20 protein-coding genes, 1 other RNA gene and 1 pseudogene are annotated in these 20,921 nt (G+C 55.8%); 11 read left to right on the top strand and 11 right to left on the bottom strand.

Annotation, left to right across the window (positions count from 1 at the left end; genetic code table 11):
- Positions 1-150: 150 nt before the first annotated feature.
- Positions 151-1,011: an acyl-CoA thioesterase II gene (gene tesB, locus IM299_RS06085; protein ID WP_028012172.1), complete on the bottom strand. Its 861-nt coding sequence runs from the start codon at positions 1,009-1,011 to the stop codon at positions 151-153.
- 203 nt (positions 1,012-1,214) lie between these two features.
- Between tesB and IM299_RS06090 the strand changes: the two genes are divergently transcribed.
- Positions 1,215-1,742 (top strand): YbaY family lipoprotein, encoded by a 528-nt coding sequence (locus IM299_RS06090; protein ID WP_028012173.1) that lies wholly within the window; start codon positions 1,215-1,217, stop codon positions 1,740-1,742.
- 33 nt (positions 1,743-1,775) lie between these two features.
- On the opposite strand, the pseudogene IM299_RS06095 reads toward IM299_RS06090, so the two are convergent.
- Positions 1,776-2,172 (bottom strand): annotated as a pseudogene (locus IM299_RS06095) (MGMT family protein).
- An 84-nt stretch (positions 2,173-2,256) separates the two neighbouring features.
- On the opposite strand from IM299_RS06095, the gene ffs reads away from it, so the two are divergent.
- The 3 genes from ffs (at position 2,257) to IM299_RS06110 (ending at position 3,075) form a co-directional block, all read left to right on the top strand.
- An RNA gene (gene ffs / locus IM299_RS06100) (signal recognition particle sRNA small type) lies at positions 2,257-2,353 on the top strand.
- Between the two features lie 258 nt (positions 2,354-2,611).
- The gene (locus IM299_RS06105; RefSeq protein WP_048961231.1) at positions 2,612-2,863 is read left to right on the top strand and encodes a hypothetical protein; all 252 of its coding nucleotides are present in this window, start codon (positions 2,612-2,614) and stop codon (positions 2,861-2,863) included.
- Positions 2,860-3,075, top strand: a complete 216-nt coding sequence (locus IM299_RS06110; RefSeq protein ID WP_028012176.1) for a hypothetical protein — start codon at positions 2,860-2,862, stop codon at positions 3,073-3,075. The genes IM299_RS06105 and IM299_RS06110 overlap by 4 nt, the downstream gene beginning before the upstream one ends.
- Positions 3,076-3,155: 80 nt before the next feature.
- Here IM299_RS06110 and IM299_RS06115 read toward each other — a convergent pair whose 3' ends face one another.
- Entirely contained in the window at positions 3,156-4,577 is a 1,422-nt protein-coding gene (locus IM299_RS06115) for a PLP-dependent aminotransferase family protein (RefSeq protein ID WP_193357169.1), read from the bottom strand.
- Positions 4,578-4,663: 86 nt separating this feature from the next.
- On the opposite strand from IM299_RS06115, the gene IM299_RS06120 reads away from it, so the two are divergent.
- The 3 genes from IM299_RS06120 to IM299_RS06130 all read left to right on the top strand — a co-directional run bounded on the left by IM299_RS06120 (position 4,664) and on the right by IM299_RS06130 (position 9,617).
- Positions 4,664-5,275 (top strand): YitT family protein, encoded by a 612-nt coding sequence (locus IM299_RS06120; RefSeq protein WP_028012178.1) that lies wholly within the window; start codon positions 4,664-4,666, stop codon positions 5,273-5,275.
- Between the two features lie 76 nt (positions 5,276-5,351).
- Entirely contained in the window at positions 5,352-6,422 is a 1,071-nt protein-coding gene (locus IM299_RS06125; RefSeq protein ID WP_193357170.1) for a LacI family DNA-binding transcriptional regulator, read from the top strand.
- Positions 6,423-6,524: 102 nt separating this feature from the next.
- Positions 6,525-9,617 (top strand): beta-galactosidase, encoded by a 3,093-nt coding sequence (locus IM299_RS06130; protein ID WP_193357171.1) that lies wholly within the window; start codon positions 6,525-6,527, stop codon positions 9,615-9,617.
- A gap of 33 nt (positions 9,618-9,650) precedes the next feature.
- Here the strand turns inward: IM299_RS06130 and IM299_RS06135 are convergent, their stop codons facing one another.
- A complete protein-coding gene (locus IM299_RS06135) occupies positions 9,651-10,451 on the bottom strand; it encodes a nickel/cobalt efflux protein RcnA (RefSeq protein ID WP_047362435.1) in 801 nt (266 codons plus the stop codon).
- Between the two features lie 133 nt (positions 10,452-10,584).
- Here IM299_RS06135 and IM299_RS06140 point away from each other — a divergent pair, with 133 nt between their 5' ends.
- Positions 10,585-10,857 carry a metal/formaldehyde-sensitive transcriptional repressor gene (locus IM299_RS06140; RefSeq protein ID WP_028012182.1) on the top strand — a complete coding sequence of 91 codons (273 nt, stop codon included), beginning with the start codon at positions 10,585-10,587 and terminating at the stop codon, positions 10,855-10,857.
- Here the strand turns inward: IM299_RS06140 and IM299_RS06145 are convergent.
- Positions 10,850-12,415, bottom strand: coding sequence for an EAL domain-containing protein (locus IM299_RS06145; protein WP_048957838.1), 1,566 nt, complete (start codon positions 12,413-12,415; stop codon positions 10,850-10,852). The two genes, IM299_RS06140 and IM299_RS06145, sit on opposite strands and share 8 nt — an antisense overlap.
- A 219-nt stretch (positions 12,416-12,634) precedes the next feature.
- Here IM299_RS06145 and IM299_RS06150 point away from each other — a divergent pair, with 219 nt between their 5' ends.
- On the top strand, positions 12,635-12,895 hold the full coding sequence (locus IM299_RS06150) for a type B 50S ribosomal protein L31 (RefSeq protein WP_006176933.1): 261 nt from the start codon (positions 12,635-12,637) through the stop codon (positions 12,893-12,895).
- A gap of 2 nt (positions 12,896-12,897) precedes the next feature.
- Positions 12,898-13,038, top strand: coding sequence for a type B 50S ribosomal protein L36 (gene ykgO / locus IM299_RS06155; RefSeq protein ID WP_003859006.1), 141 nt, complete (start codon positions 12,898-12,900; stop codon positions 13,036-13,038).
- Here the strand turns inward: ykgO and IM299_RS06160 are convergent.
- The gene (locus IM299_RS06160; protein ID WP_193357172.1) at positions 13,035-13,745 is read right to left on the bottom strand and encodes a GNAT family N-acetyltransferase; all 711 of its coding nucleotides are present in this window, start codon (positions 13,743-13,745) and stop codon (positions 13,035-13,037) included. The two genes, ykgO and IM299_RS06160, sit on opposite strands and share 4 nt — an antisense overlap.
- Before the next feature lie 101 nt (positions 13,746-13,846).
- Between IM299_RS06160 and IM299_RS06165 the strand changes: the two genes are divergently transcribed.
- Positions 13,847-15,307, top strand: coding sequence for a PLP-dependent aminotransferase family protein (locus IM299_RS06165; RefSeq protein ID WP_193357173.1), 1,461 nt, complete (start codon positions 13,847-13,849; stop codon positions 15,305-15,307).
- Here the strand turns inward: IM299_RS06165 and IM299_RS06170 are convergent.
- The 5 genes from IM299_RS06170 to acrB form a co-directional block, all read right to left on the bottom strand.
- Positions 15,279-15,746, bottom strand: coding sequence for a YlaC family protein (locus IM299_RS06170; protein ID WP_028012186.1), 468 nt, complete (start codon positions 15,744-15,746; stop codon positions 15,279-15,281). The genes IM299_RS06165 and IM299_RS06170 overlap by 29 nt on opposite strands.
- Positions 15,747-15,862: 116 nt before the next feature.
- Complete coding sequence (gene maa, locus IM299_RS06175; protein WP_028012187.1) at positions 15,863-16,414, bottom strand: maltose O-acetyltransferase; 552 nt, start codon at positions 16,412-16,414, stop codon at positions 15,863-15,865.
- A gap of 209 nt (positions 16,415-16,623) precedes the next feature.
- The gene (locus IM299_RS06180) at positions 16,624-16,842 is read right to left on the bottom strand and encodes an HHA domain-containing protein (protein ID WP_008499287.1); all 219 of its coding nucleotides are present in this window, start codon (positions 16,840-16,842) and stop codon (positions 16,624-16,626) included.
- 27 nt (positions 16,843-16,869) lie between these two features.
- Complete coding sequence (tomB, locus tag IM299_RS06185; RefSeq protein ID WP_028012188.1) at positions 16,870-17,244, bottom strand: Hha toxicity modulator TomB; 375 nt, start codon at positions 17,242-17,244, stop codon at positions 16,870-16,872.
- A 508-nt stretch (positions 17,245-17,752) separates the two neighbouring features.
- Positions 17,753-20,899, bottom strand: coding sequence for a multidrug efflux RND transporter permease subunit AcrB (acrB, locus tag IM299_RS06190; RefSeq protein WP_041911061.1), 3,147 nt, complete (start codon positions 20,897-20,899; stop codon positions 17,753-17,755).
- Positions 20,900-20,921: the final 22 nt, after the last annotated feature.

The raw sequence follows: 20,921 nt of genomic DNA on the forward strand, positions 1-20,921 counted from the left end.
AAAGGAAAGGCCCTGGAGATACTCCACAGCCCCGAAAAAAAGCCAGTCAGTTGCTTAACTGACTGGCATTACAACTTCGGTTGCCGTTTTTAATGTTTATTGCCTCTCCCATGGGAGAGGGGCAGGGTGAGGGCATCAGGCCGCACACCATCACCCGCGATTACGCATTACCCCTTCCTGCACCGTAGAAGCGACCAGCACGCCGTCCTGGGTATAAAACTCTCCACGCACAAATCCGCGAGCGCTCGACGCTGACGTACTCTCCACGCTGTAAAGCAGCCACTCATTCATATTGAACGGACGGTGGAACCACATGGAGTGATCGATGGTTGCGACCTGCATCCCTTTTTCAAGGAAACCAACGCCGTGCGGCTGTAGCGCAACCGGCAGAAAGTTAAAGTCAGACGCGTAGCCCAGCAGATACTGATGCACGCGGAAATCTTCCGGCACGGTGCCATTGGCGCGGATCCAGACCTGACGTTTCGGCTCGGCGGTGTGGCCTTTCATGGGGTTGTGGAACTCAACCGGGCGGATCTCCAGCGGTTTATCGCAGAGAAACTTCTCTTTGACCTGCGGCGGAAGCAGATGCGCCAGCGCGCGGGCGATATCGGTCTCTGATTTGAGTTCGTCCGGCGACGGTGCTGGCGGCATCACTTTCTGATGTTCATACCCCGGTTCCGGTGCCTGGAAAGAGGCGGTCATATAAAAGATAGGCTTACCGTTCTGAACGGCCGCCACGCGGCGTGCGCTGAAGCTGTTACCGTCTCTCAGGACTTCAACGTCATACACGATCGGTTTTGCGCTGTCGCCAGGGCGTAAGAAATAGCTGTGGAATGAGTGCACCAGGCGGTCTGCAGGGACGGTCTCCTTTGCAGCGTAGAGCGCTTGTCCAACGACCTGGCCGCCGAAAACCTGACGTAAGCCGAGGTCTTCGCTCTGCCCGCGATAGAGTCCTTCCTCAATTTTTTCCAGATTCAGTAATGTCAGCAGATTGTTCAGTGCCTGACTCATAATTGTCCTCAATAAACGCCGTAGCGAAAGATAGGCAGAGTATAACGCAGAAATGAAAGTGGTCCGATGGGTAGAATAATCTGAATGTCGGCACGTTTTTAGGCATTAATCGGTGATCTGTGCCACACTTAAAAACGTTATGTGATTGAAACGACATCGGATGGGATCGATCCCGCTGGTGCATTGATGATAAGGAGACTTCAATGAAACTCGTGCCCATGCTAAGTGGTGTAGCTATTGCGGTGGCGTTGTCCGCCTGTGCCGGTAAGAGCGCCCAGGTGCCGGTACCAGCTGCAGATCCGAACGGGATTAATACCCTTTCACAGCAATCCATTCAGCAGCCTAACGTTTCCGGTACAATCTGGATTAAACAGAGAGTCGCTCTGCCGCCGGATGCGGTATTAACGGTCACGCTGTCTGATGCTTCCCTGGCGGACGCGCCGTCGAAGGTGCTGGCTCAGCGCGCGGTCCGTACTGAAGGTAAGCAGGCTCCGTTTAGCTTCGTGTTGCCGTATAACCCGTCAGACGTGCAGCCGAATGCCCGTATTCTGCTGAGCGCAGCGGTAACCATCAACGGCAAGCTGGTCTTTATCACCGATACGGTCCAGGAAGCGATTAACCACGGTGGAACCAAAATCGACCTGAATCTGGTGCCGGTGCAGCAAACCGAAGTCCCGGTTGCTCCACAGACCAATCAGCCGTCCCTGCCAACCCCACCGACCCAGATGTAACTGTTGCTCTTACCCTCTCCTTCGGGGGAGGGTTTAGTACACCCAGCGGTATTTCTGCAAATCAATCTGTCCTGCGCCCGACACCTGCACACCCTCTGAAAGCAATGCCTGACGCTGACGCTGGAGATCCGGCCCGGTCAGCGAGATAGCGCCATGACGGTTTACCACCCGATGCCAGGGCAGCGTACTGCCTTCCGGCAGCCGCTTCAGGACGCCACCGACCTGTCGCGCCGCGCGTGGAGAGCCTGCCAGCCTTGCCACATCACCGTAGGTGGTGACATAGCCTTCCGGAATCGAGGCCACGATTTGCCATACGCGCTGGGGAAAGGAGTCGTTTTCGTCCATACCTTCACCTGTGGGGATGTTTGGACCGTCATGGTAAACGAAGATCGCCCTGATTGCTGCGCCTGTTTGCGCAAGAAACCAGCATCCGGTTCCTGGTCGCTTGCAATTGGCTCTTCGCACAGGGATAATGCGCCAGCGCGTTGGTTATCAACGCTCTCAATGGGGGCTCTGTTGGTTCTCCCGCAACGCTACTCTGTTCACCAGGTCAGGTCCGGAAGGAAGCAGCCAGGGCAGACGACGTGGGTGCCGGGATGTAGCTGGCAGGGCCCCCACCCATTTGTGGCCTCATCCATCTTTCCTGTTCCCATCTCTTTTTAGCCTTTATTCCACAATAATATAATGCCTATACCGTGTAATATATATTTCATCGCTCTGAAATATTACTGTCATAAACCTGTAATAATAGACTGGCATTTTATAATTGGACGTCTATTTTCGTCAAAATTCAAAAAAATATAGATCTGGATAACAGTGATAACTTCGTGTATTAAATAAAGTACTTATTCCGAAGGGAAGTGACAAACATGGCTACTGCAGTTTTAAATGTTAAAATTGACGAAGCGCTAAAAGAAAGACTCCGCCACTATGCGGAAGTAAATAACGAAAATTTAAGCGTGACCACAGAGAAACTGCTGCTGCTGGCGTTTGAAGCAGTAGAAGAGGTGGGAGTATCGGAAGAGGATATTGATAATCAGCATACGGAAGAAGAGAGTGTTTCTCCTTTTACTCCTAAAGAAATCAAGGCTCTACGTAAACTTCTGAAGAAGAGAAAATGAAACAACAACTGTCAACTGCCAGTGACTACAACGAGGCCTGCGCTCTGTTACGTTCAGGCTACGTGAAGCATGTACGTCTTGGCTGGAATGTTGGAAGCGATGAGTTCTTTCGTATTGCGTCTGACTGGTGTGATACCGGTGCAAAAATAAAGAAAGACGGTGATAATTTCGTTATTTCCCTGAAAGGTTTCCCCATTCCTCCTCAGCACTAAATCCTGACCAGTGAAAACTGCTGACTGCATATATTACAGTCAGCAGTTTTTATTTTATGATCCAGTTCAAAATTTTAATATTAAACCAGGCGGCGTTTGACTACTGGCGTATTTGAATTTAGCGCGAGCCATAACGGTTTAATCCGCAGCAATGCCGCTTCCAGCTCCGCTGGCTCCAGCGAAAAGGGCATACGTAAAAAGCGGTCAAACGCCCCCGATAAGCCAAACCGCGTCCCGGTTCCCAGGTTAATCCCGATGATTTCTGCCCGTGCGGCAAGCTGTGTCGCCAGCATGCCAGGAAGTTCGATCCAGTAAGAGAGTCCGCCCTCCGCCTCATGAAACTTCCACTCCGGGAAATGTTCTCGCAGCAGGTTACTGCATCGATCGCGCCGTTCCGCCAGCATCTTGCGGCGAGCGGGCAGAAAACGCTCGCTATTGTCGATAAGCCACAGCGTTGCCAGCTGCTCAAGCAGCGGCGAGCCTAAATCCAGCGTATCGCGCGTCTGGGCGAGCGTGGCGATAGTCCGCGAGGAGGCGCGGATCCAGCCGAGACGCAGCCCGCCCCAGAAGCTTTTTCCGGCAGAGCCTAGCGTAATCACGCTGGCCTGCGGGTTAAACGATGCCAGCGGTGGCGGCGGTGGCGAATCAAACCAGAGATCGACCATCGTTTCATCCACGACCAGCGCCGTGCGGGTCTGGGCTGCTATATCAGCGATTGCCTGACGGGTGGCGATATCCATGCATCGACCGGTAGGGTTGTGAAAATCTGGCATCAGGTAGGCCAGGCGCGGCGCGGTCTGGGCAAGCGTAGCCGCAAAGCCATCCGTATCCCAGCCCGTTTCCGGTAACGACACTCCTACTGGCCGACACTGTGCTCCCTGAATAGCGGCAATCGCCAGCGGATAGGTGGGGTGATCGACCACGACGCGATCCCCCGGTCCGGCCATCATCCGCAGCACCAGCGCGAACCCGCTGACGGCACCGTTGACCACCATCACCTCGTCTGCCCGGGTTGGAAGACCTCGCGCGGTATAGCGCGCAGCGATGGCCTCCCGTAGCGCCGGCAGCCCAAGCTGCTCGTAGCCCGTCAGCGAGAGGTGTTGAGTAATAGCCGTAAGTGCATGGGTGTAAGCCTGGTGGATCTCCGGCCCGGCGCTGAGGGCGGCAGTGGAAAGATCCAGGGCGACGCTCGCTGCGGAAAGGGTGGGAACGGCGCGTGCATCCGGGAGGATGACGCGCGATCCGCTGCCGTGGCGGCTTTCAAGATAACCCTCTTCACGCAGGTGGGCGAGGGCGCTGCTGACGGTGGTTCGGCTGACGTTCAGCGCCGTCGCCAGCTCACGCTCACCCGGCAGGCGCGTATGCAGTGCCAGCCGGCCATCAAGGATTAATAAGCGCAGCGCGTCGGCCAGCTGGCGCCAGAGCGGAGTGCGGGATGAAGTTTGCTGCCAGTGCCCTAAAAGGCGTACCAAAGACTGGCTTCCGAAGCGGCGTGATGACATAAGCAGTCCACTATTTAAAAACTGGACATTAATCTTAGTGCCATTTTAGGTCAGGATGAAAGTCGGGTTCACTGGAGAAGATAAAAATGGTACGTCGTCTGCTACAACTTTATGTCGGTTTAGGGCTGTATGGGCTTTCCACCGCGATGTTTATTCGTGCGGATCTGGGGGTCGATCCGTGGGATGTGTTTCACCTTGGCGTGGGAATACAGCTGGGGATGAGCATCGGGACGGTGATCATTTTGACCGGTGCTGCGGTGCTCTTACTGTGGATCCCACTGCGTCAGATGCCCGGTCTTGGCACGATCAGCAACGTGATTTGTATCGGTCTGGCGGCGGACGCCAGCATGGCGCTTATCCCCGAACTGAGTTCGTTATCCGTGCGCATCGCTTTCCTGGTGTCGGGCATCGTGATGAACGCGATCGCCACCAGCATGTACATCGGGGCCGGTTTCGGGCCTGGTCCGCGCGACGGCCTGATGACCGGCATTCACGCCCGGCTGGGGTGGTCCATTCGCAGCGTGCGTACCTCCATCGAAGTGTCCGTCCTGCTGATTGGGTGCGTGCTGGGTGGCTCGTTTGGGGTGGGAACCGTGGCGTATGCTCTGACCATTGGCCCGCTTATTCAGCTCTGTTTGCCCTGGTTCCGCCAGAAGCCGCGCGGTGAGAAAATGACGCAGCCGGAGCGGGTTGTTTAATTTGCGAAGCGCTCACATGTTTTAACGGCGTCGCTGTGCCAGAATAGAAGCTTCGAAAATCGCGATGCCAGAACGCATGAAAGCAATCACTCTTTATGATGTCGCCCTCCTTGCGGGGGTTTCTTATCAGACCGTTTCCCGCGTGATTAACGACGCGGAGCACGTCTCTGCCCGCACGCGGGAAAAGGTGCAGCAGGCAATGGCGGAGCTGCATTACGTTCCCAACCTGCGGGCGCAGCAGTTGGCGGGGAAACGCACCCGTACGCTGGGGCTCATCACCACCGATCTGGCGCTGCACGCGCCTTCGCAAATTGTCTCGGCGGTAAAATCCCGGGCTGCAGGGCAGGGGGCGAGCGTCCTGATTTCCATGGTGGAGCAGCCGCAGCAGTGTCAGGCGGCGCTTCAGGCGCTGCTGGCGCAGCGGGTAGACGCGCTGCTGGTCAATGTGCCGCTTGACGATCCGCACGCCGAAGCGCTCAGGTCGCTGGCGACGCCCGTCCCGGTGCTGTTCCTCGACGTGTCACCGTCAGCGCAGGTAAATAGCCTCGTGTTTAACGCCGAAGAGGGGGCACGCCTGGGCGTTGAGCATCTGCTTTCGCTGGAGCATCAGCATATTGCCCTGCTGAGCGGGCCGGAAAGCTCGGTCTCTGCGCGCGCGCGTCTGGCGGGATGGAAATCGACGCTGGCGCAGGCGGGTCTTGACGCGGCTGCGGTGGCCTACGGCGACTGGAGCGCGGCCAGCGGCTATGAGAAGGGACATGTGCTGCTCTCGGGGGCGGTACTGCCGGATGCCATTCTGGTGGCGAACGATCAGATGGCGCTTGGGGTAATGCGCGCCTGTGCGGAAAAAGGGATAGCTGTTCCTGGCCAGATATCGGTGGTCGGGTTTGACGATACGGCCGACAGCGCCTGGTTTTCTCCGCCGCTGACGACCATTCGTCAGGCGTTTCGCGAGGCTGGCGAGCGCAGCGTGGAGTGGCTTCTGTCCCCCAGCGGGGGGGAGGAATGCTGGCAGGTTCAGCTGCCGGTAACGCTGGTGACCCGCCATTCCAGCGCGCGTCGTACCCCGCAGCAGGCCGAACGCGAGGATCTGGCGCAGCAGCTCAGAAGCCTGGCCCTCCTTGCCGGGCAGCTTGCCCGCAAATAAAACTTTGTGATCGGACTCGCTACCCCGCGATTGCGTGCTTTACCGTCGCCGGGTGCCAGGGCATGTTAACCAAAATTGTGAGCGCTTCGCAAAGAGGTTGATATGCCCAACACTTTATCGCTGACTCTCAGCGCCATTCTGGCCCGACGGGACTGGGAAAACCCGGGGGTCACCCAGTGGAACCGTCTGGAGGCACATGCGCCGTTACACAGCTGGCGTCTTGAACAGCCTGCCCTGGATGATGCTGCATCAGCCAGCAGACGCTCCCTCAATGGGGTGTGGCGATTTAACTACTTTCCTGCACCTGAGCAAATCCCGGAGGCGTGGGTAACCGCAGATTGTGCAGACGCCGTTGCGATGCCCGTGCCGTCGAACTGGCAGATGCAGGGGTTTGACACGCCCATCTACACCAACGTCACCTATCCTATCCCCGTTAATCCGCCTTTTGTGCCGCAGGAAAACCCAACCGGCTGTTACTCGCTCACATTTGATGTGGATGACGCGTGGCTTCAGAGCGGGCAGACCCGCATCATCTTTGACGGCGTGAACTCTGCGTTTCATCTGTGGTGCAACGGGCGCTGGATGGGCTATTCCCAGGACAGCAGGCTGCCTGCCGAATTCGATCTCTCGACGGTCCTGCGGCCCGGTGAGAACCGCCTGGCGGTCATGGTGTTGCGCTGGTGCGACGGTAGCTATCTGGAAGATCAGGACATGTGGCGCATGAGCGGTATTTTCCGCGATGTGACGCTACTGCATAAACCCGAAACGCAGATTGCCAATTATCGCGTGGTGACGGACCTGAATGCGGAGCTGGACCGCGCGGTGCTTAAGGCAGATGTCGCGCTGGCAGGGGCGGGCTTTGCAGACTGCGAGGTGGTCTTTACCCTGTGGCGCAAGGGTGAAAAATGCGCCAGCGTTTCCCGGTGTCCGGGGTCTGCCGTTGTGGACGAGCGCGGCAGCTGGGACGAACGCTTAACGGTGGCGATCCCCATTGACCGCCCCGCGCTCTGGAGTGCTGAAACGCCGGAACTGTATCGCCTGACGATGGCGCTTCTCGGCCCGCAGGGTGAGGTGCTTGAGGTTGAGGCGTGCGATGTGGGCTTCCGCCGCGTTGACATCAGCAACGGCCTGCTGAAGCTCAACGGTAAGCCGCTGCTGATCCGCGGGGTTAACCGACACGAGCATCACCCGGAAAACGGTCAGGTGATGGACGAGGCGACCATGCGTCGCGACATCGAAATCATGAAGCAGCATAACTTCAACGCCGTTCGTTGCTCGCACTACCCGAACCATCCGCTGTGGTACCGGCTTTGCGATCGCTACGGGCTGTACGTCGTTGACGAAGCCAATATTGAAACCCATGGCATGGTGCCGATGAGCCGCCTCGCTGACGATCCACGCTGGCTGCCCGCCATGAGTGAGCGCGTAACCCGCATGGTGCAGCGCGATCGCAATCATCCCTCAATTATCATCTGGTCGCTGGGTAACGAGTCCGGCCACGGCGCGAATCATGATGCGCTGTACCGCTGGCTGAAAACCACCGATCCCACGCGCCCGGTACAGTACGAAGGCGGCGGGGCGAATACGGCGGCGACCGATATTGTTTGCCCGATGTACGCCCGGGTCGATTGGGATCAGCCTTTCCCGGCGGTGCCTAAATGGTCAATCAAGAAATGGATCGGCATGCCCGACGAAACGCGTCCGCTGATCCTCTGTGAATACGCCCACGCGATGGGAAACAGCTTCGGCGGGTTTGCGAAATACTGGCAGGCGTTTCGCAGCCATCCTCGCCTGCAGGGTGGGTTTGTCTGGGACTGGGTCGATCAGGCGTTGACGAAGAAAGACGAAAAGGGCAACGCGTTCTGGGCCTACGGTGGGGACTTTGGCGATACGCCGAACGATCGGCAGTTCTGCCTTAACGGACTGGTATTCCCCGATCGCACGCCGCACCCGGCGCTATACGAAGCGCAGCGCGCCCAGCAGTTCTTTACCTTTACGCTGGTCAGTACCTCTCCGCTGGTGATTGAGGTGCAAAGCGGCTACCTGTTCCGCCCTACCGATAACGAGGTGCTGAGCTGGACGGTTGTCCGGGATGGGAAGGTACTGGCTTCGGGCGAGGTGACGCTGGCGATAGCCCCTGAAGGCGTTCAGCGTCTGGAGATCGCTCTGCCGGAATTGAAAGCCGGGCCGGGTGAAATCTGGCTGAATGTTGAAGTGCGCCAGCCGCGGGCAACGCCGTGGTCACCGGCAGGCCATCGCTGCGCGTGGGAGCAGTGGCCGCTTCCGGCCCCACTCTTTATTGCACCACCAGCCTCTACGGGCGAGCCGCCGGTTTTAACGCAAAACGGTCGCATCCTGGAGGTCACGCATCGTCAACAGCGATGGCAGTTCGATCGCGCATCCGGATACCTGACTCAATGGTGGCGAAATGGCGTTGAAACGCTGCTTTCACCCGTGACGGATAACGTCAGCCGCGCGCCGCTGGACAACGACATTGGGGTGAGCGAAGCGACGCGCATCGATCCAAACGCGTGGGTTGAACGCTGGAAAGCGGCGGGCATGTACGATCTCACCTCGCGCATGCTGCACTGTGAGGCAGAGCAGCATGCGCGTGAGGTGGTGGTTACCACGCTTAATGTCCTGGAGCATCGCGGCAGGGCGCTGTTCCTGAGCCGTAAAATCTGGCGGGTGGACGAGCAGGGGGTTCTGCATGGTGACATTCAGGTCGATATTGCGTCTGATATCCCGGAGCCCGCGCGCATTGGCCTGAGCGTTCATCTCGCTGAAACGCCAGAAAAGGTTGACTGGCTGGGGCTGGGGCCGCATGAAAACTACCCGGACAGAAAGCTGGCGGCGCAGCAGGGGCGCTGGACACTGCCCCTGGCAGACATGCACACGCCGTATATCTTCCCGACGGAAAATGGTTTGCGCTGCGATACCCGCAAACTTGTGCTGGGGGCGCATCAGCTGAATGGCGCGTTCCATTTCTCAGTGGGCCGCTATAGCCAGCAGCAGCTGCGTGAGACAACCCATCATCATCTGCTGCGGGAAGAGCCGGGGTGCTGGCTCAACCTCGATGCGTTTCATATGGGGGTGGGCGGCGATGACTCCTGGAGCCCCAGCGTTTCGCCGGAATTTATTCTGCAGACGCGCCAGCTTCGTTATACCTTTAGCTGGCAGCAGACTCTTACCTGACCAGAGAGGCGGCCACCGGGCGTGGCCGCCTGCTTACGCCAGAATGCCGCTCAGGCCATGCAGGCTCATGTAAATCCCTACCACGATAATCAGCGCGGCGGAGATCCACGGCGCTTTGCGGGAAAGTTCGCTGAATCCGGGCCAGCGTTTTGTCGCGTGCTTGAGGCTTAAGGCGGCAATCGCGCCGGAAGCGACCAGCGTTAACGCCAGACCGATGCTGAAGCTGAATACCAGCGTCGCGCCGAGCGCAAAATGCTTCAGCTGCAGGCAGATCAGCAGAACGGTGATGGACGCCGGGCAAGGGATAAGCCCGCCGGTCAGGCCAAACATCGCGATCTGTCCTGTCGTCACGTTTTGTCCGTTAAAACGCCGGTTGATATCCTGCGCGTGCGCGCGCTGGTGGGCGTCCTGCCACTCCTCTTCAACCAGTGGGTGTGCATGATGATGATCATGATGGTGGTCATGATCGTGATGATGATGATGATCGTGCGGCTGGCCCTCTTTCCAGGTTCGCCAAGCCATCCACAGGGCGATTGCAACGATCAACACCCCGGAGATCAGCTGGAACCAGGGTTCGGACGTATGTACGTCCCAGCCGCGGCCAAACCATAGTCCTGCCATGGCAATGATCCAGACTACCGCCGTATGGGAAAGCGTAGCCGCCAGACCGAGCAATACCGCCTGCTTCAGCGTGCCGCGGATAGCCACGATAAAGGCAGCCATCATTGTTTTTGAGTGGCCCGGCTCCAGGCCATGCAGCGCACCGAGCAGGATAGCGCTGGGAACAAACAGCCAGGCATTACCCTGCTGCAGGAGTGAAGCAAAATCGTTCATTGAAATTTCCAGTATGGAAAGCATGCGCAAATAGTACTCCCCCCCAGTAGTTTAATACTACCCCCCAGTAGAAAAATGCTCAGGGGGAGTAGAGCGTGATATGCTTCAAAAGCCAAAAATGAGGGAGACAGAGATGTCACATACCGTTCGCGATAAGAAGATGTTATTGACTCGCCTGAAGAAAATTCAGGGGCAGAGCACCGCGCTGGAGAAAATGCTCAACAGCGATCACGAGTGCGCCGAGGTGTTACAGCAGCTGGCGGCGATCCGTGGCGCGGTCAATGGCATGATGATGCAGGTGATTGAAGGGCATCTTACCGATCATGTCGTGAAAGAGCCCGAAGAGGCGCAGCGTGAAGCCGATCTTGGCGTCGTGCTGCAGGTGATCAAATCCTATCTTAAGTAGAGCGCGTGGCGAGGTTGTTCTCTGCCCAAAGGATAAATTCCGTCCTGGGCAGCGCCTTACTGTAGAACCACCCCTGCCCATACTGCACGCCGTGGCGGTGCAGCCAGGTAAGCTGCCCTTCGGTCTCCACGCCTTCCGCCACCATTGCCAGCTGCAGCGACTTCGCCATTTCGATAATGTGCGGCGTTACGTTTTTGTACTCCAGTGCATCCACGAACGATTTGTCAATTTTTAGCGTGTCGACATCGAGATGCTGCAGATAGCTGAGGCTGGAATAGCCCGTGCCAAAATCATCAATGTAGACAGGGTGGCCCGAACGGCGAAACGCGGCGATAGCCGGCGCGCTGATTTTGGGGTCGGCAAAGCCACGCTCGGTTAACTCAAGGGCGATTTGTCGGGGATGAATCTGCCACTTATTCAGGAGTTGACTCAGTAAAGGCGGCAGATTACCGGAGGTCAAATCGGCCGGGGCGAGGTTGATGGAGATATGCTGATCGGGGTGGAGCTGCAGCCAGTGGCCCATATCTTCAAACACTTTTTCCATAACTAACTGCGTCAGCTGCGAGATAAGGCCGGTTTGCTCGGCAAGCGGCACAAATATATCAGGCGAGAGACTGCTTCCGTCTGGCTGGGGCCAGCGCGCAAGCGCTTCCGCACCCACGATTTTTCCACTGCACAGCGCCACGATGGGCTGATAGTGAACCACAAAATCGCGGCTGTTAATGGCGTCCAGCAGGCGATTGCGCGGCGACTGGATTCGTCGCAGGATCCGCAGGACAAACAGTGCCGCCAGAAGGCTTATCAGGACGCCAAACGGCAGCCAGAAAAGCAGCTGTCGGTGCCAGCTTTCAGCCAGGGGGGTGAGCGATGCCCACGTGACGACAGTAAATCCAAGCTCAGGTACCGGCTTCATCACGTACATGGAGCCCTTGTACTGAACGCTGGAGACGCCTCGATCGTTGATCCGATCGCGGATATGCGGATCAAGCGTGTTACTGCTGGCGAAAATAAGATGCGTTGCGCTTCCCACCAGAGCGGCATCAATGGCAATCGCCCCGAAAGGGATCACATCCACAAGCGAGGCAGGATCGACCAGAACAAGGTAATGGCCCTTCCCGAGCACGGCCATATAGCGGTGAAAGCCAAGATCGTTCTGTGCGGTAAGCCACGCGCTGTAGCCATCTTCGGTGATACGCATGGGAGGAGGATAAGCGGCGGATTTACTGGCCTGCTCAAGCGAAGAGCAGAGGGGTTTGAGGTTGTCGATATAGATCACCTCCTGGATATAGCGCCACGAGAACGCGACCCGACGTATTTCCCTCAAATGCAGCGGACTACAGGGAACGCCCTTAAATCCCTGCAGGTGATTTAACGCTTCTTTAGCCTGATCCACGACCCTGTCGGTGCGCATCAGCACTCGAGAAGCATAGCTATCCAGCGCATCAACAAATTTCTCTTCTGCCTGGCGATGGGCAAGCCAGATGCTGAGGCAAATGGGAACCAGCACGGAAAAGATAAGTACGCCAGTCACCAGACTGACCAGATGTCGGGTTTTCATGCTGTCGTTTCCTTTCTCATATGCCCGAATCCGGACACTGAGTTTCCTGCCTGAAGAGAAAGATTTTACCGCGAAATGAAATAGTTATAGCACGTGGGGGCAGGGTTTTCATGTTGTCTAAAGCAAATTAGAAAATATCCTCAGGAGAGAGAGGGTTGTTTTTTCAACCTTGCCTGGATATTATTTTGTTATGTTATAACAAAACACAAAGGGTTTATGATGAAACCAAACATCCATCCAGCGTATCGCACCGTGGTATTCCACGACACCAGTGCCAATGAATACTTTAAAGTGGGTTCAACCATTAAAACCGACCGCGAAATTGAGCTCGACGGTGAAACGTATCCGTACATCACTATCGAGGTTTCTTCAAAATCGCATCCGTTTTATACCGGTAAGCAAAAAACGTTTTCCACGGATGGCAGCGCAGCGCGCTTCCGCAAGCGTTTTGGCGGTTTTCTTAATGCGAAGCGGGGCTAACCATGCAGGTGCTTAACTCATTGCGCAGCGCAAAACAGCGTCACCCGGATTGCCAGATAGTCAAACGCAAGGGACGCTTATACGTGATTTGCAAATCCAATCCGCGCTTTAAGGCGGTGCAGGGACGTAAAAAAAGACGCTAGACGCGCGTTTCTCGCCAGCTTTCCAGGGAGCTTTTCTGTTTGCCATCGGCAGTAAAATTGTCGGTGGCAAGCCAGCCTTCAAAGGCGCTCGCCAGCGCCGGCCACTCTTTGTCGAGAATCGAAAACCAGTCGGTATCCCGGTTACGGCCTTTTATGACCAGCGCCTGGCGAAAACGGCCTTCAAACTGAAAGCCCAGACGCAGTGCCGCTTTGCGTGATGGTTCGTTCAGGCTGTTGCATTTCCATTCATATCGCCGGTAGCCCAGGGTATCGAACGCGTACCGCATCAGCAGATATTGCGCTTCTGTTGACATGGGTGTGCGGCTTAACAGCACGGAGAAGTGAACGTGTCCCACTTCCACAACGCCGTTTTTAGGATCGATCCGCATCAGGGCCAGCGTCCCGACAGGGGCCTGGGTCTGATTATCGATAACGGTAAAGTGCATCGGATCAGATAACTCACACACGCTTGCCACCCATTCGGCAAACTCAGCGGCCGTGGCATCGGGTTCACGCAGTAGCCACGTCCAGCTGCGGGTGTCTCCGGCCAGAGCATAGGCGGAGAACAGCGCCCCGGCATGCTCCACGCGCAGCGGTTCAAGCCGACAATAATGCCCCTGCAGTACCACCCGGGACGGATGAGGGCGAGGCTGCCAGTCGGTAAGGGCTTCGCCCACAGGTTGTCCAAACTCATTGAATGTCTTCATCTTTATTTCCGTGACGTTGAGAAGAGTTCCAGATTAGAAAATTACTGGTTCCTTAAAAAGAACCACTCAGCTATGTTTTGGTGGTACCACAAGGAGATGAGATGAACATACCGGGCGATGAACTTTATACCTTGCTCCATGCTGCGCTTAAAACGCGTGGGGAAGAGACGCTCCAGCGCGCGCTCTATCTCGCTTTGCGGGAGGCCATACTGGGCGGAAGGCTTCGGTCCGGCAGCCAGCTGTCCGGCTCGCGAACGCTGGCGCAGCAGCTTTCCGTTTCACGGAACACCGTCAATGCGGCGCTGGACCAGCTCACGCTCGAAGGCTATTTGCTGCGTAACCGTCAGGGGACGCGGGTGGCGCAATTCGCCCATCGTGCCAGCCCGCGGGTTCTGACCGATCCTGAGGTCAGGCTGGCAAAACGTGTCGTCCAACTGCCTGCGCCTGTGCAGCGCGACACCCCGGTGATGGCCTTTACGCCGGGAACGCCCGCCATCAACTATTTCCCCTTGCCGCTGTGGCGGAGATTGTACGATCGCGTCCTGCGGGAGGAGGGGAGCGCTCTGCTGGGCTATGGCGACCCGGCCGGTGAGCCGTCGCTGCGGGCAGCCATCGCCCGTCACCTTGCGCTTTCTCGCGGCATTGACTGCGACGCCAGCCAGATTGTGATAACCGAAGGGGCGCTGGAGGGCGTCAATCTGTGCACGATGCTGTTAAGCGAGCCGGGGGATGTCGCCTGGGTGGAAAATCCCGGCTACAGCGGAGCCAAAAGCGCCTTCGTCAAAACCGGCCTTGCGATGATCGGCATATTGGTGGATGACGAGGGAATGTGCTGGGAAGGGCTGCATGCGCCTTCACCTGCGCTCGTTTTCACTTCGCCGTCGCATCAGTTTCCTTACGGGAGCGTGCTCAGCGCGCGGCGGCGTCTGGCGCTGCTGGAACTGGCCCGCCAGCACAAGGCGTGGATCATTGAGGACGATTACGACAGCGAGTTCCGCTATGTCGGCGAGCCCGTACCGGCGATGCTGGGCATGGTCAACAACGCGCCCGTTGTGTATCTGGGGACGTTCAGTAAAACGCTGTTTCCGTCGCTCCGAATGGGGTTCATGGTGTTACCGCCAGCGCTGGCGAAAGCGGCGCGTCCGGCCATCGGCTCGCTGCTGCGCGGCGGGCATCGCGCAGAACAGCGCACCCTGGCGCTGTTTATCGAGGAGGGGCACTATGCCCGTCATCTTGCCGCCATGCGTCGCCTGTATCGTAAGCGTTACCGCCAGCTGCGGGAGGTGCTGAGCGCAGAGCTTTATACTCCGCACCGTGTTCTTGCCGGTGAAGGGGGAATGCACCTGACATTGGCGATTGACGGTATCGACGACCAGCGGCTGGTGGAGAAAGCGAGGGCATTTCAGCTGGCACCCGCTGCGCTGAGCGGCTATTACCTGGAGACGAAGCAGGGGCAAACCGGCCTGGTTTTAGGTTACGGCAACACCTCTGCTTCGCAGTTTGCGTCGGGTATCCGACGCCTGCAGGCGTTAATTACGCAGCAGCAGGACGGGAAAGGGTAAAAACATCATAAAAAGAGAGCTGGCCTTTCGTTGCGACCATTTTCTGCAGCTTCTCTTTGTGCACGGTTTCGACAGCCGGAGAGTGCAGGATGCTGTCGATAAGCTCATTTGGCACAAAACGCGTGTTGTACCATTCGCCGTTGTAGCAGACCCGGAAATCGAGGACGTCGATATCTTCGTAACGGTAGCGGGGATTCACGTCGAAAAAGAAAAAGGCGTTAAACACGACAAACAGCACCACCAGCAGCCAGACGGAGTCCACCAGCGTTTCGGACTTCAGCATGACAATCAGCGTTGCCAGCCAGGCGGCATACATGGCAACAAACAGCCCGGGATGTTTGCGGATAAAGCTAATGCTAAAGCGCGGGCGATTGTCTCGCTTTTCGCGGTGGTTAAGATCGTCGATGGTAGCGGTAAGCAGGCGCTGTATCTCGGTCATTTTTGGCCTTTTGAGTGTTGACAATACAGGGTATCTGCCAATTTTAGGGGAGCCATCCGGCTGAAAAAAGTAACAGTCGGGCGCTAAAAGACCATAACAGTTGGCTCCCCGGAGCGTTACAGCGTTTTAATGATTTTCGCTGGGTTACCGCCCACGACGACGTTAGCCGGCACGTCTTTCGTCACGACGGCACCGGAAGCCACAACCACATTATCCCCGATGGTGACGCCTGGGTTAATGACCGCACGTCCACCAATCCAGACATTATTGCCAATGGTGACGGGCTTACCAAACTCCACTCCGCTGTTACGTTCTTGCGCATCCAGCGGATGGGTGGCCGTATAAATATGAACGCCCGGCGCGAGCATGCAGTTGTCGCCAATATGTACAGGGCAGACATCCAGCATTACGCAATCGAAGTTGGCGTAAAAGTCTTTGCCCAGATAAATGTTATATCCATAGTCACAGCGGAAGCTCGGCTCAATATACGCCCCTTCGCTTTGTCCCAGCAGTTCCGCCAGAATGTTCTGGCGTTCTGTTTTTTCGTCAGGCGCGGTGTGGTTATAGCGGTGAAGCAGATGGCGCGCCCGAAGCCGATCGGCGCGTAACGTCTCATCACCAGGGCGGTAATGTTCACCTGAAATCATCTTCTGTTTTTCTATGCTCATCGGAAACCTCTCTGGATGTTATTCCTGAAGGGTAATCGCAACAGGCGTTAAGGGGAACGTTCCCGGAAGGCCGATGTGACCACAGTCACAACATTGTTGCTGATGAGCGCGTTTAACACGGAGACTTGGCTTTCGCGCAGGGAGCATAACGGGACAGGTGAATACAGCTTATAACGTGGCGTAGAAACTCTACAGACACACTTCAAAGATTAACGGACAAATTTCCATACAGAAGTAGGGATTTTGTCATACAGCTTATTCATCGTTAGCTCTGCAAGGCGATGGTCAGCGGCTGAATAAAATACCGCCAGTTCATTATCAGAAAGCTCGTATTTATTCTTTTCAATGACGCGTTCAAGGGTGTCAATTGACTGACAACGTCGTAAGCGCATCAAATAATCGATTTTTGTGAGTGGTTTATCAGACATAAATTCACCTTAGTAATTGTAATAATTTTAACAGGAAAGACTAACCGGGTTAGCTCTGCTCACGTTGACGAAACAGCGGAATAGCCGGTTTCCCGATTTACGCCATTTTTGCAAATCCTGAGTGTTAATGCCGTAACTGCTGAACAACATAAAGGTGTCGTCCAGGTATTCATCAATTTGCTCAATGAGCTTATTATCTTCATTGTACTTAATTTTATAATTAAGTGCGAAGGTAGCGATATGCTCTATCAGCTCATTCAACTGTAAATTGATGGCAGACGTTGGGTCATTTACCCAGCCATGGTTGCTTTCATCAAGATTGGCAAGGCAGTCATGGTACAAGGATTCGCAGAGAAATTTCAACTGCGCGATATCATGCCTTTTTGGCGAGTACTCGTCCATAGCGCATCCCCTTCTGAGTGATTTCTTACTCACCGAACATCATTGTCGGGATGGATACATCTGACTTAGCTACATGAGCGCTGTGTTCCTGATAACCTAACTATAAGCCACTCCTTCCTGGATTTCACCGCGCTATTACGAAAAATTACAAATAAAACCGCAGGCTGCGAGCGTCTACGCAAATGTTCATCCGAAACTGAACTTTTTTATCAGGATTAACGATAGTTTTTTCGCTTCCTTACATTTCATTGGCTTAGCTTAGAGCCATAAGAAAAGTTCACATCCGGAGTTCCGTTTGTCTTAACTTTTAATTAGGAATATTCCTAACAACTTAAGCAAGGAAATAGATTTAAAAAAATCCTGAGTTCACCTATTAAGTTATCAGTTAATTATGATATGTCTGTTTAAGATGACAGAAAATAAATAGGACCTCAATAAGCTTATTTTATGATTTTTTCTGAAAATAAAAAGGCCGCAAATGCGGCCTTTTTATTATATGAAACCGGTATCAGTGAGGTTCTACCGAATGACTGTGCTCAACATCTTCATTCTTCCGGCTGAAGCGGCGGCGCACCACCACGAAGAACACCGGGACGAAGAAGATAGCCAGTACGGTCGCGGTGATCATACCGCCCATTACACCTGTACCGACCGCGTTCTGCGCACCGGAGCCTGCACCGGAGCTAATAACCAGCGGCATTACGCCGAGGATGAACGCCAGAGAGGTCATCAGGATTGGACGCAGACGCATACGCACCGCTTCCAGCGTCGCCTCAATAAGGCCTTTACCCTCTTTCTCCATCAGATCTTTGGCGAATTCAACGATAAGTATCGCGTTCTTCGCCGACAAGCCAATGGTTGTCAGCAGGCCTACCTGGAAGTACACGTCGTTGGTCAATCCACGGAACGTTGCCGCAAGCAGCGCACCAATAACCCCGAGTGGAACCACCAGCATAACGGAGAACGGAATTGACCAGCTCTCGTACAGCGCCGCCAGACACAGGAAGACCACAATCAGTGAAATGGCGTACAGGGCAGGGGCCTGGTTACCGGACAGACGTTCCTGATAGGACATACCGGTCCAGTCATAGCCGATACCCGCAGGCAGTTTGCTGGCCAACTCTTCCATCAGGTTCATGGCTTCACCGGTGCTTCGGCCCGGTGCGGCCTGACCCAGGATTTCCATCGACGGCAGACCGTTGTAACGTTCCAGACGCGGAGAGCCGTATTCCCAGTGTGACGTTGAGAAGGATGAGAACGGCACCATCTGACCGTTGCTGCCGCGAACGTACCAGTTGTTAATATCGTTCGGCAACATACGGTACTGCGCTTCGGACATGACGTACACTTTCTTCACGCGACCACGGTCGATGAAGTCGTTGACGTAGCTACCGCCCCAGGCCGCACCCAGCGTGGTATTGATGTCGCTGATGGACACGCCCAGCGCCTGCGCTTTTTCCTGATCGATGTTGATCTTATACTGCGGCGTATCTTCCAGTCCGTTTGGACGTACGCCGACCAGCAGGTCAGGGTGTTTAGCCACTTCGCCGAACAGCTGGTTACGCGCCTGCGTCAGTTTCTCGTGACCCAGACCGCCCTGGTCGATCAGCTGGAAGTCGAAGCCGGTCGCCGTACCCAGTTCAACAATCGCTGGCAGGTTAAAGGCGAAGACCATCGCATCTTTAATCTGCGAGAAGGTGCCCATGGCACGGCCCGTGATCGCTTCAACTTTATTCTCATCGCCCGGACGATCCGCCCAGTCTTTCAGAGAAACGAAGGCGATACCGGTGTTCTGACCACGACCCGCAAAGCCAAAGCCGTTAACCGCAAACACGGATTCAACGTTCGCTTTCTCTTTGGTGAGATAGTAGTCCGTCACTTCGTCCAGCACCTTCTGGGTTCGCTCTTGCGACGCCCCTGCCGGAAGCTGTGCCATCGTCAGGAACACGCCCTGGTCTTCATCTGGCAGGAACGAGCTTGGCAGACGAACGAACAGGAACGCCATCCCCACTACGATGATGATATAGAGCAGCAGATAACGACCGGTGCTGCGCAGGATATTGCCCACGCTGTCGGTGTAGTGGTGTGTGCTCTTATCAAACATGCGGTTAAACCAGCCGAAGAACCCTTTATGCTCGCCGTGACCGCCTTTCTGAACCGGCTTCAGCATGGTGGCACACAGCGCTGGCGTCAGGATCAACGCTACCAGTACCGATAGCGCCATCGCGGAGACGATGGTAATGGAGAACTGGCGGTAAATCGCACCCGTAGAGCCTCCGAAGAAGGCCATCGGGATAAATACCGCGGACAGCACCATCGCAATACCGACCAGTGCGCCCTGGATCTGGCCCATGGATTTACGGGTGGCTTCCTTCGGCGGCAGACCTTCTTCCGCCATCACGCGCTCGACGTTCTCTACTACTACGATGGCGTCATCCACCAGCAGGCCGATGGCGAGCACCATCCCGAACATCGTCAGGGTGTTTATCGAGAACCCAAAGGCTGCAAGGATGGCAAAGGTCCCCAGCAGAACGACCGGCACGGCGATGGTTGGGATCAGCGTCGCGCGGAAGTTTTGCAGGAACAGATACATCACCAGGAACACCAGGATGATCGCTTCTACCAGCGTTTTAACCACTTCGTGAATCGAAATTTTAACGAACGGGGTAGTGTCGTACGGATAAACGATTTTCAGGCCTGACGGGAAGAACGGTTCCATCTTCTTCAGTTCCGCACGGATTGCCGTCGCGGTGTCCAGGGCGTTCGCGCCTGTCGCCAGTTTGATACCCAGACCGGACGCCGGTTTACCGTTAAACTTCGCGATGATGTCGTAGTTCTCACCACCCAGCTCAACCCTGGCAACGTCGCGCAGACGAACCTGCGAACCGTCCTGGTTCACCTTCAGCAGAATTTTGCTGAACTCATCGGCGGAGGTCAGACGGGTTTGCGCGATGATGGACGCGTTAAGCTGCTGGCCTTTCACCGGCGGCGTACCGCCTAGCTGACCGGCTGCCACCTGGGCGTTCTGCGCTTTAATCGCGTTAATCACGTCAACCGGCGTCAGCTGGAAGTTGTTCAGTTTGTTCGGATCCATCCAGATACGCATCGCGTACTGGGAACCGAACAGCTGAACGTCACCCACACCGGACGTACGGCTGATGGCGTCCTTCATGTTGGCGCCCACGTAGTCGGAAATATCCTCCTGCGTCATGGTGCCGTTGGTGTTAATAACGCCGACAACCATCAGGAAGCTGCTGGACGATTTCTCGACGCTCACACCCTGCTGTTGCACTTCCTGCGGCAGAAGAGGCATTGCCAGCTGCAGTTTGTTTTGCACCTGAACCTGCGCAATGTCCGCATCCGTACCGGATTCAAAGGTCAGGGTGATCTGAACCGTACCGGTGGAGTCACTGTTTGAGGACATGTACATCAGGTTATCGATACCGTTCATGTTCTGTTCGATAACCTGAGTCACGGTATCCTGCACCGTTTTCGCATCAGCCCCCGGGTAGGTTGCGGAGATCGTTACCGCCGGTGGCGCAATCGTTGGATATTGCGCCACAGGCAGCTTCAGGATCGCAAGTCCCCCGGCCAGCATGATGATAATGGCGATCACCCACGCAAATATGGGGCGATCGATAAAGAAATTAGGCATGTCTTAACGGCTCCTGTTTAAG

The organism is Enterobacter cloacae complex sp. P47BA (genome assembly GCF_014930485.1).
Lineage (GTDB): Bacteria > Pseudomonadota > Gammaproteobacteria > Enterobacterales > Enterobacteriaceae > Enterobacter > Enterobacter bugandensis.

Excerpts from the sequence above, each read along its gene's own strand:
- tesB (WP_028012172.1), bottom strand. The coding sequence starts at position 1,011 with ATGAGTCAGGCACTGAACAATCTGCTGACATTACTGAATCTGGAAAAA.
- IM299_RS06090 (WP_028012173.1), top strand. The coding sequence starts at position 1,215 with ATGAAACTCGTGCCCATGCTAAGTGGTGTAGCTATTGCGGTGGCGTTG.
- IM299_RS06105 (WP_048961231.1), top strand. The coding sequence starts at position 2,612 with ATGGCTACTGCAGTTTTAAATGTTAAAATTGACGAAGCGCTAAAAGAA.
- IM299_RS06110 (WP_028012176.1), top strand. The coding sequence starts at position 2,860 with ATGAAACAACAACTGTCAACTGCCAGTGACTACAACGAGGCCTGCGCT.
- IM299_RS06115 (WP_193357169.1), bottom strand. The coding sequence starts at position 4,577 with ATGTCATCACGCCGCTTCGGAAGCCAGTCTTTGGTACGCCTTTTAGGG.
- IM299_RS06120 (WP_028012178.1), top strand. The coding sequence starts at position 4,664 with ATGGTACGTCGTCTGCTACAACTTTATGTCGGTTTAGGGCTGTATGGG.
- IM299_RS06125 (WP_193357170.1), top strand. The coding sequence starts at position 5,352 with ATGAAAGCAATCACTCTTTATGATGTCGCCCTCCTTGCGGGGGTTTCT.
- IM299_RS06130 (WP_193357171.1), top strand. The coding sequence starts at position 6,525 with ATGCCCAACACTTTATCGCTGACTCTCAGCGCCATTCTGGCCCGACGG.
- IM299_RS06135 (WP_047362435.1), bottom strand. The coding sequence starts at position 10,451 with ATGAACGATTTTGCTTCACTCCTGCAGCAGGGTAATGCCTGGCTGTTT.
- IM299_RS06140 (WP_028012182.1), top strand. The coding sequence starts at position 10,585 with ATGTCACATACCGTTCGCGATAAGAAGATGTTATTGACTCGCCTGAAG.
- IM299_RS06145 (WP_048957838.1), bottom strand. The coding sequence starts at position 12,415 with ATGAAAACCCGACATCTGGTCAGTCTGGTGACTGGCGTACTTATCTTT.
- IM299_RS06150 (WP_006176933.1), top strand. The coding sequence starts at position 12,635 with ATGAAACCAAACATCCATCCAGCGTATCGCACCGTGGTATTCCACGAC.
- ykgO (WP_003859006.1), top strand. The coding sequence starts at position 12,898 with ATGCAGGTGCTTAACTCATTGCGCAGCGCAAAACAGCGTCACCCGGAT.
- IM299_RS06160 (WP_193357172.1), bottom strand. The coding sequence starts at position 13,745 with ATGAAGACATTCAATGAGTTTGGACAACCTGTGGGCGAAGCCCTTACC.
- IM299_RS06165 (WP_193357173.1), top strand. The coding sequence starts at position 13,847 with ATGAACATACCGGGCGATGAACTTTATACCTTGCTCCATGCTGCGCTT.
- IM299_RS06170 (WP_028012186.1), bottom strand. The coding sequence starts at position 15,746 with ATGACCGAGATACAGCGCCTGCTTACCGCTACCATCGACGATCTTAAC.
- maa (WP_028012187.1), bottom strand. The coding sequence starts at position 16,414 with ATGAGCATAGAAAAACAGAAGATGATTTCAGGTGAACATTACCGCCCT.
- IM299_RS06180 (WP_008499287.1), bottom strand. The coding sequence starts at position 16,842 with ATGTCTGATAAACCACTCACAAAAATCGATTATTTGATGCGCTTACGA.
- tomB (WP_028012188.1), bottom strand. The coding sequence starts at position 17,244 with ATGGACGAGTACTCGCCAAAAAGGCATGATATCGCGCAGTTGAAATTT.
- acrB (WP_041911061.1), bottom strand. The coding sequence starts at position 20,899 with ATGCCTAATTTCTTTATCGATCGCCCCATATTTGCGTGGGTGATCGCC.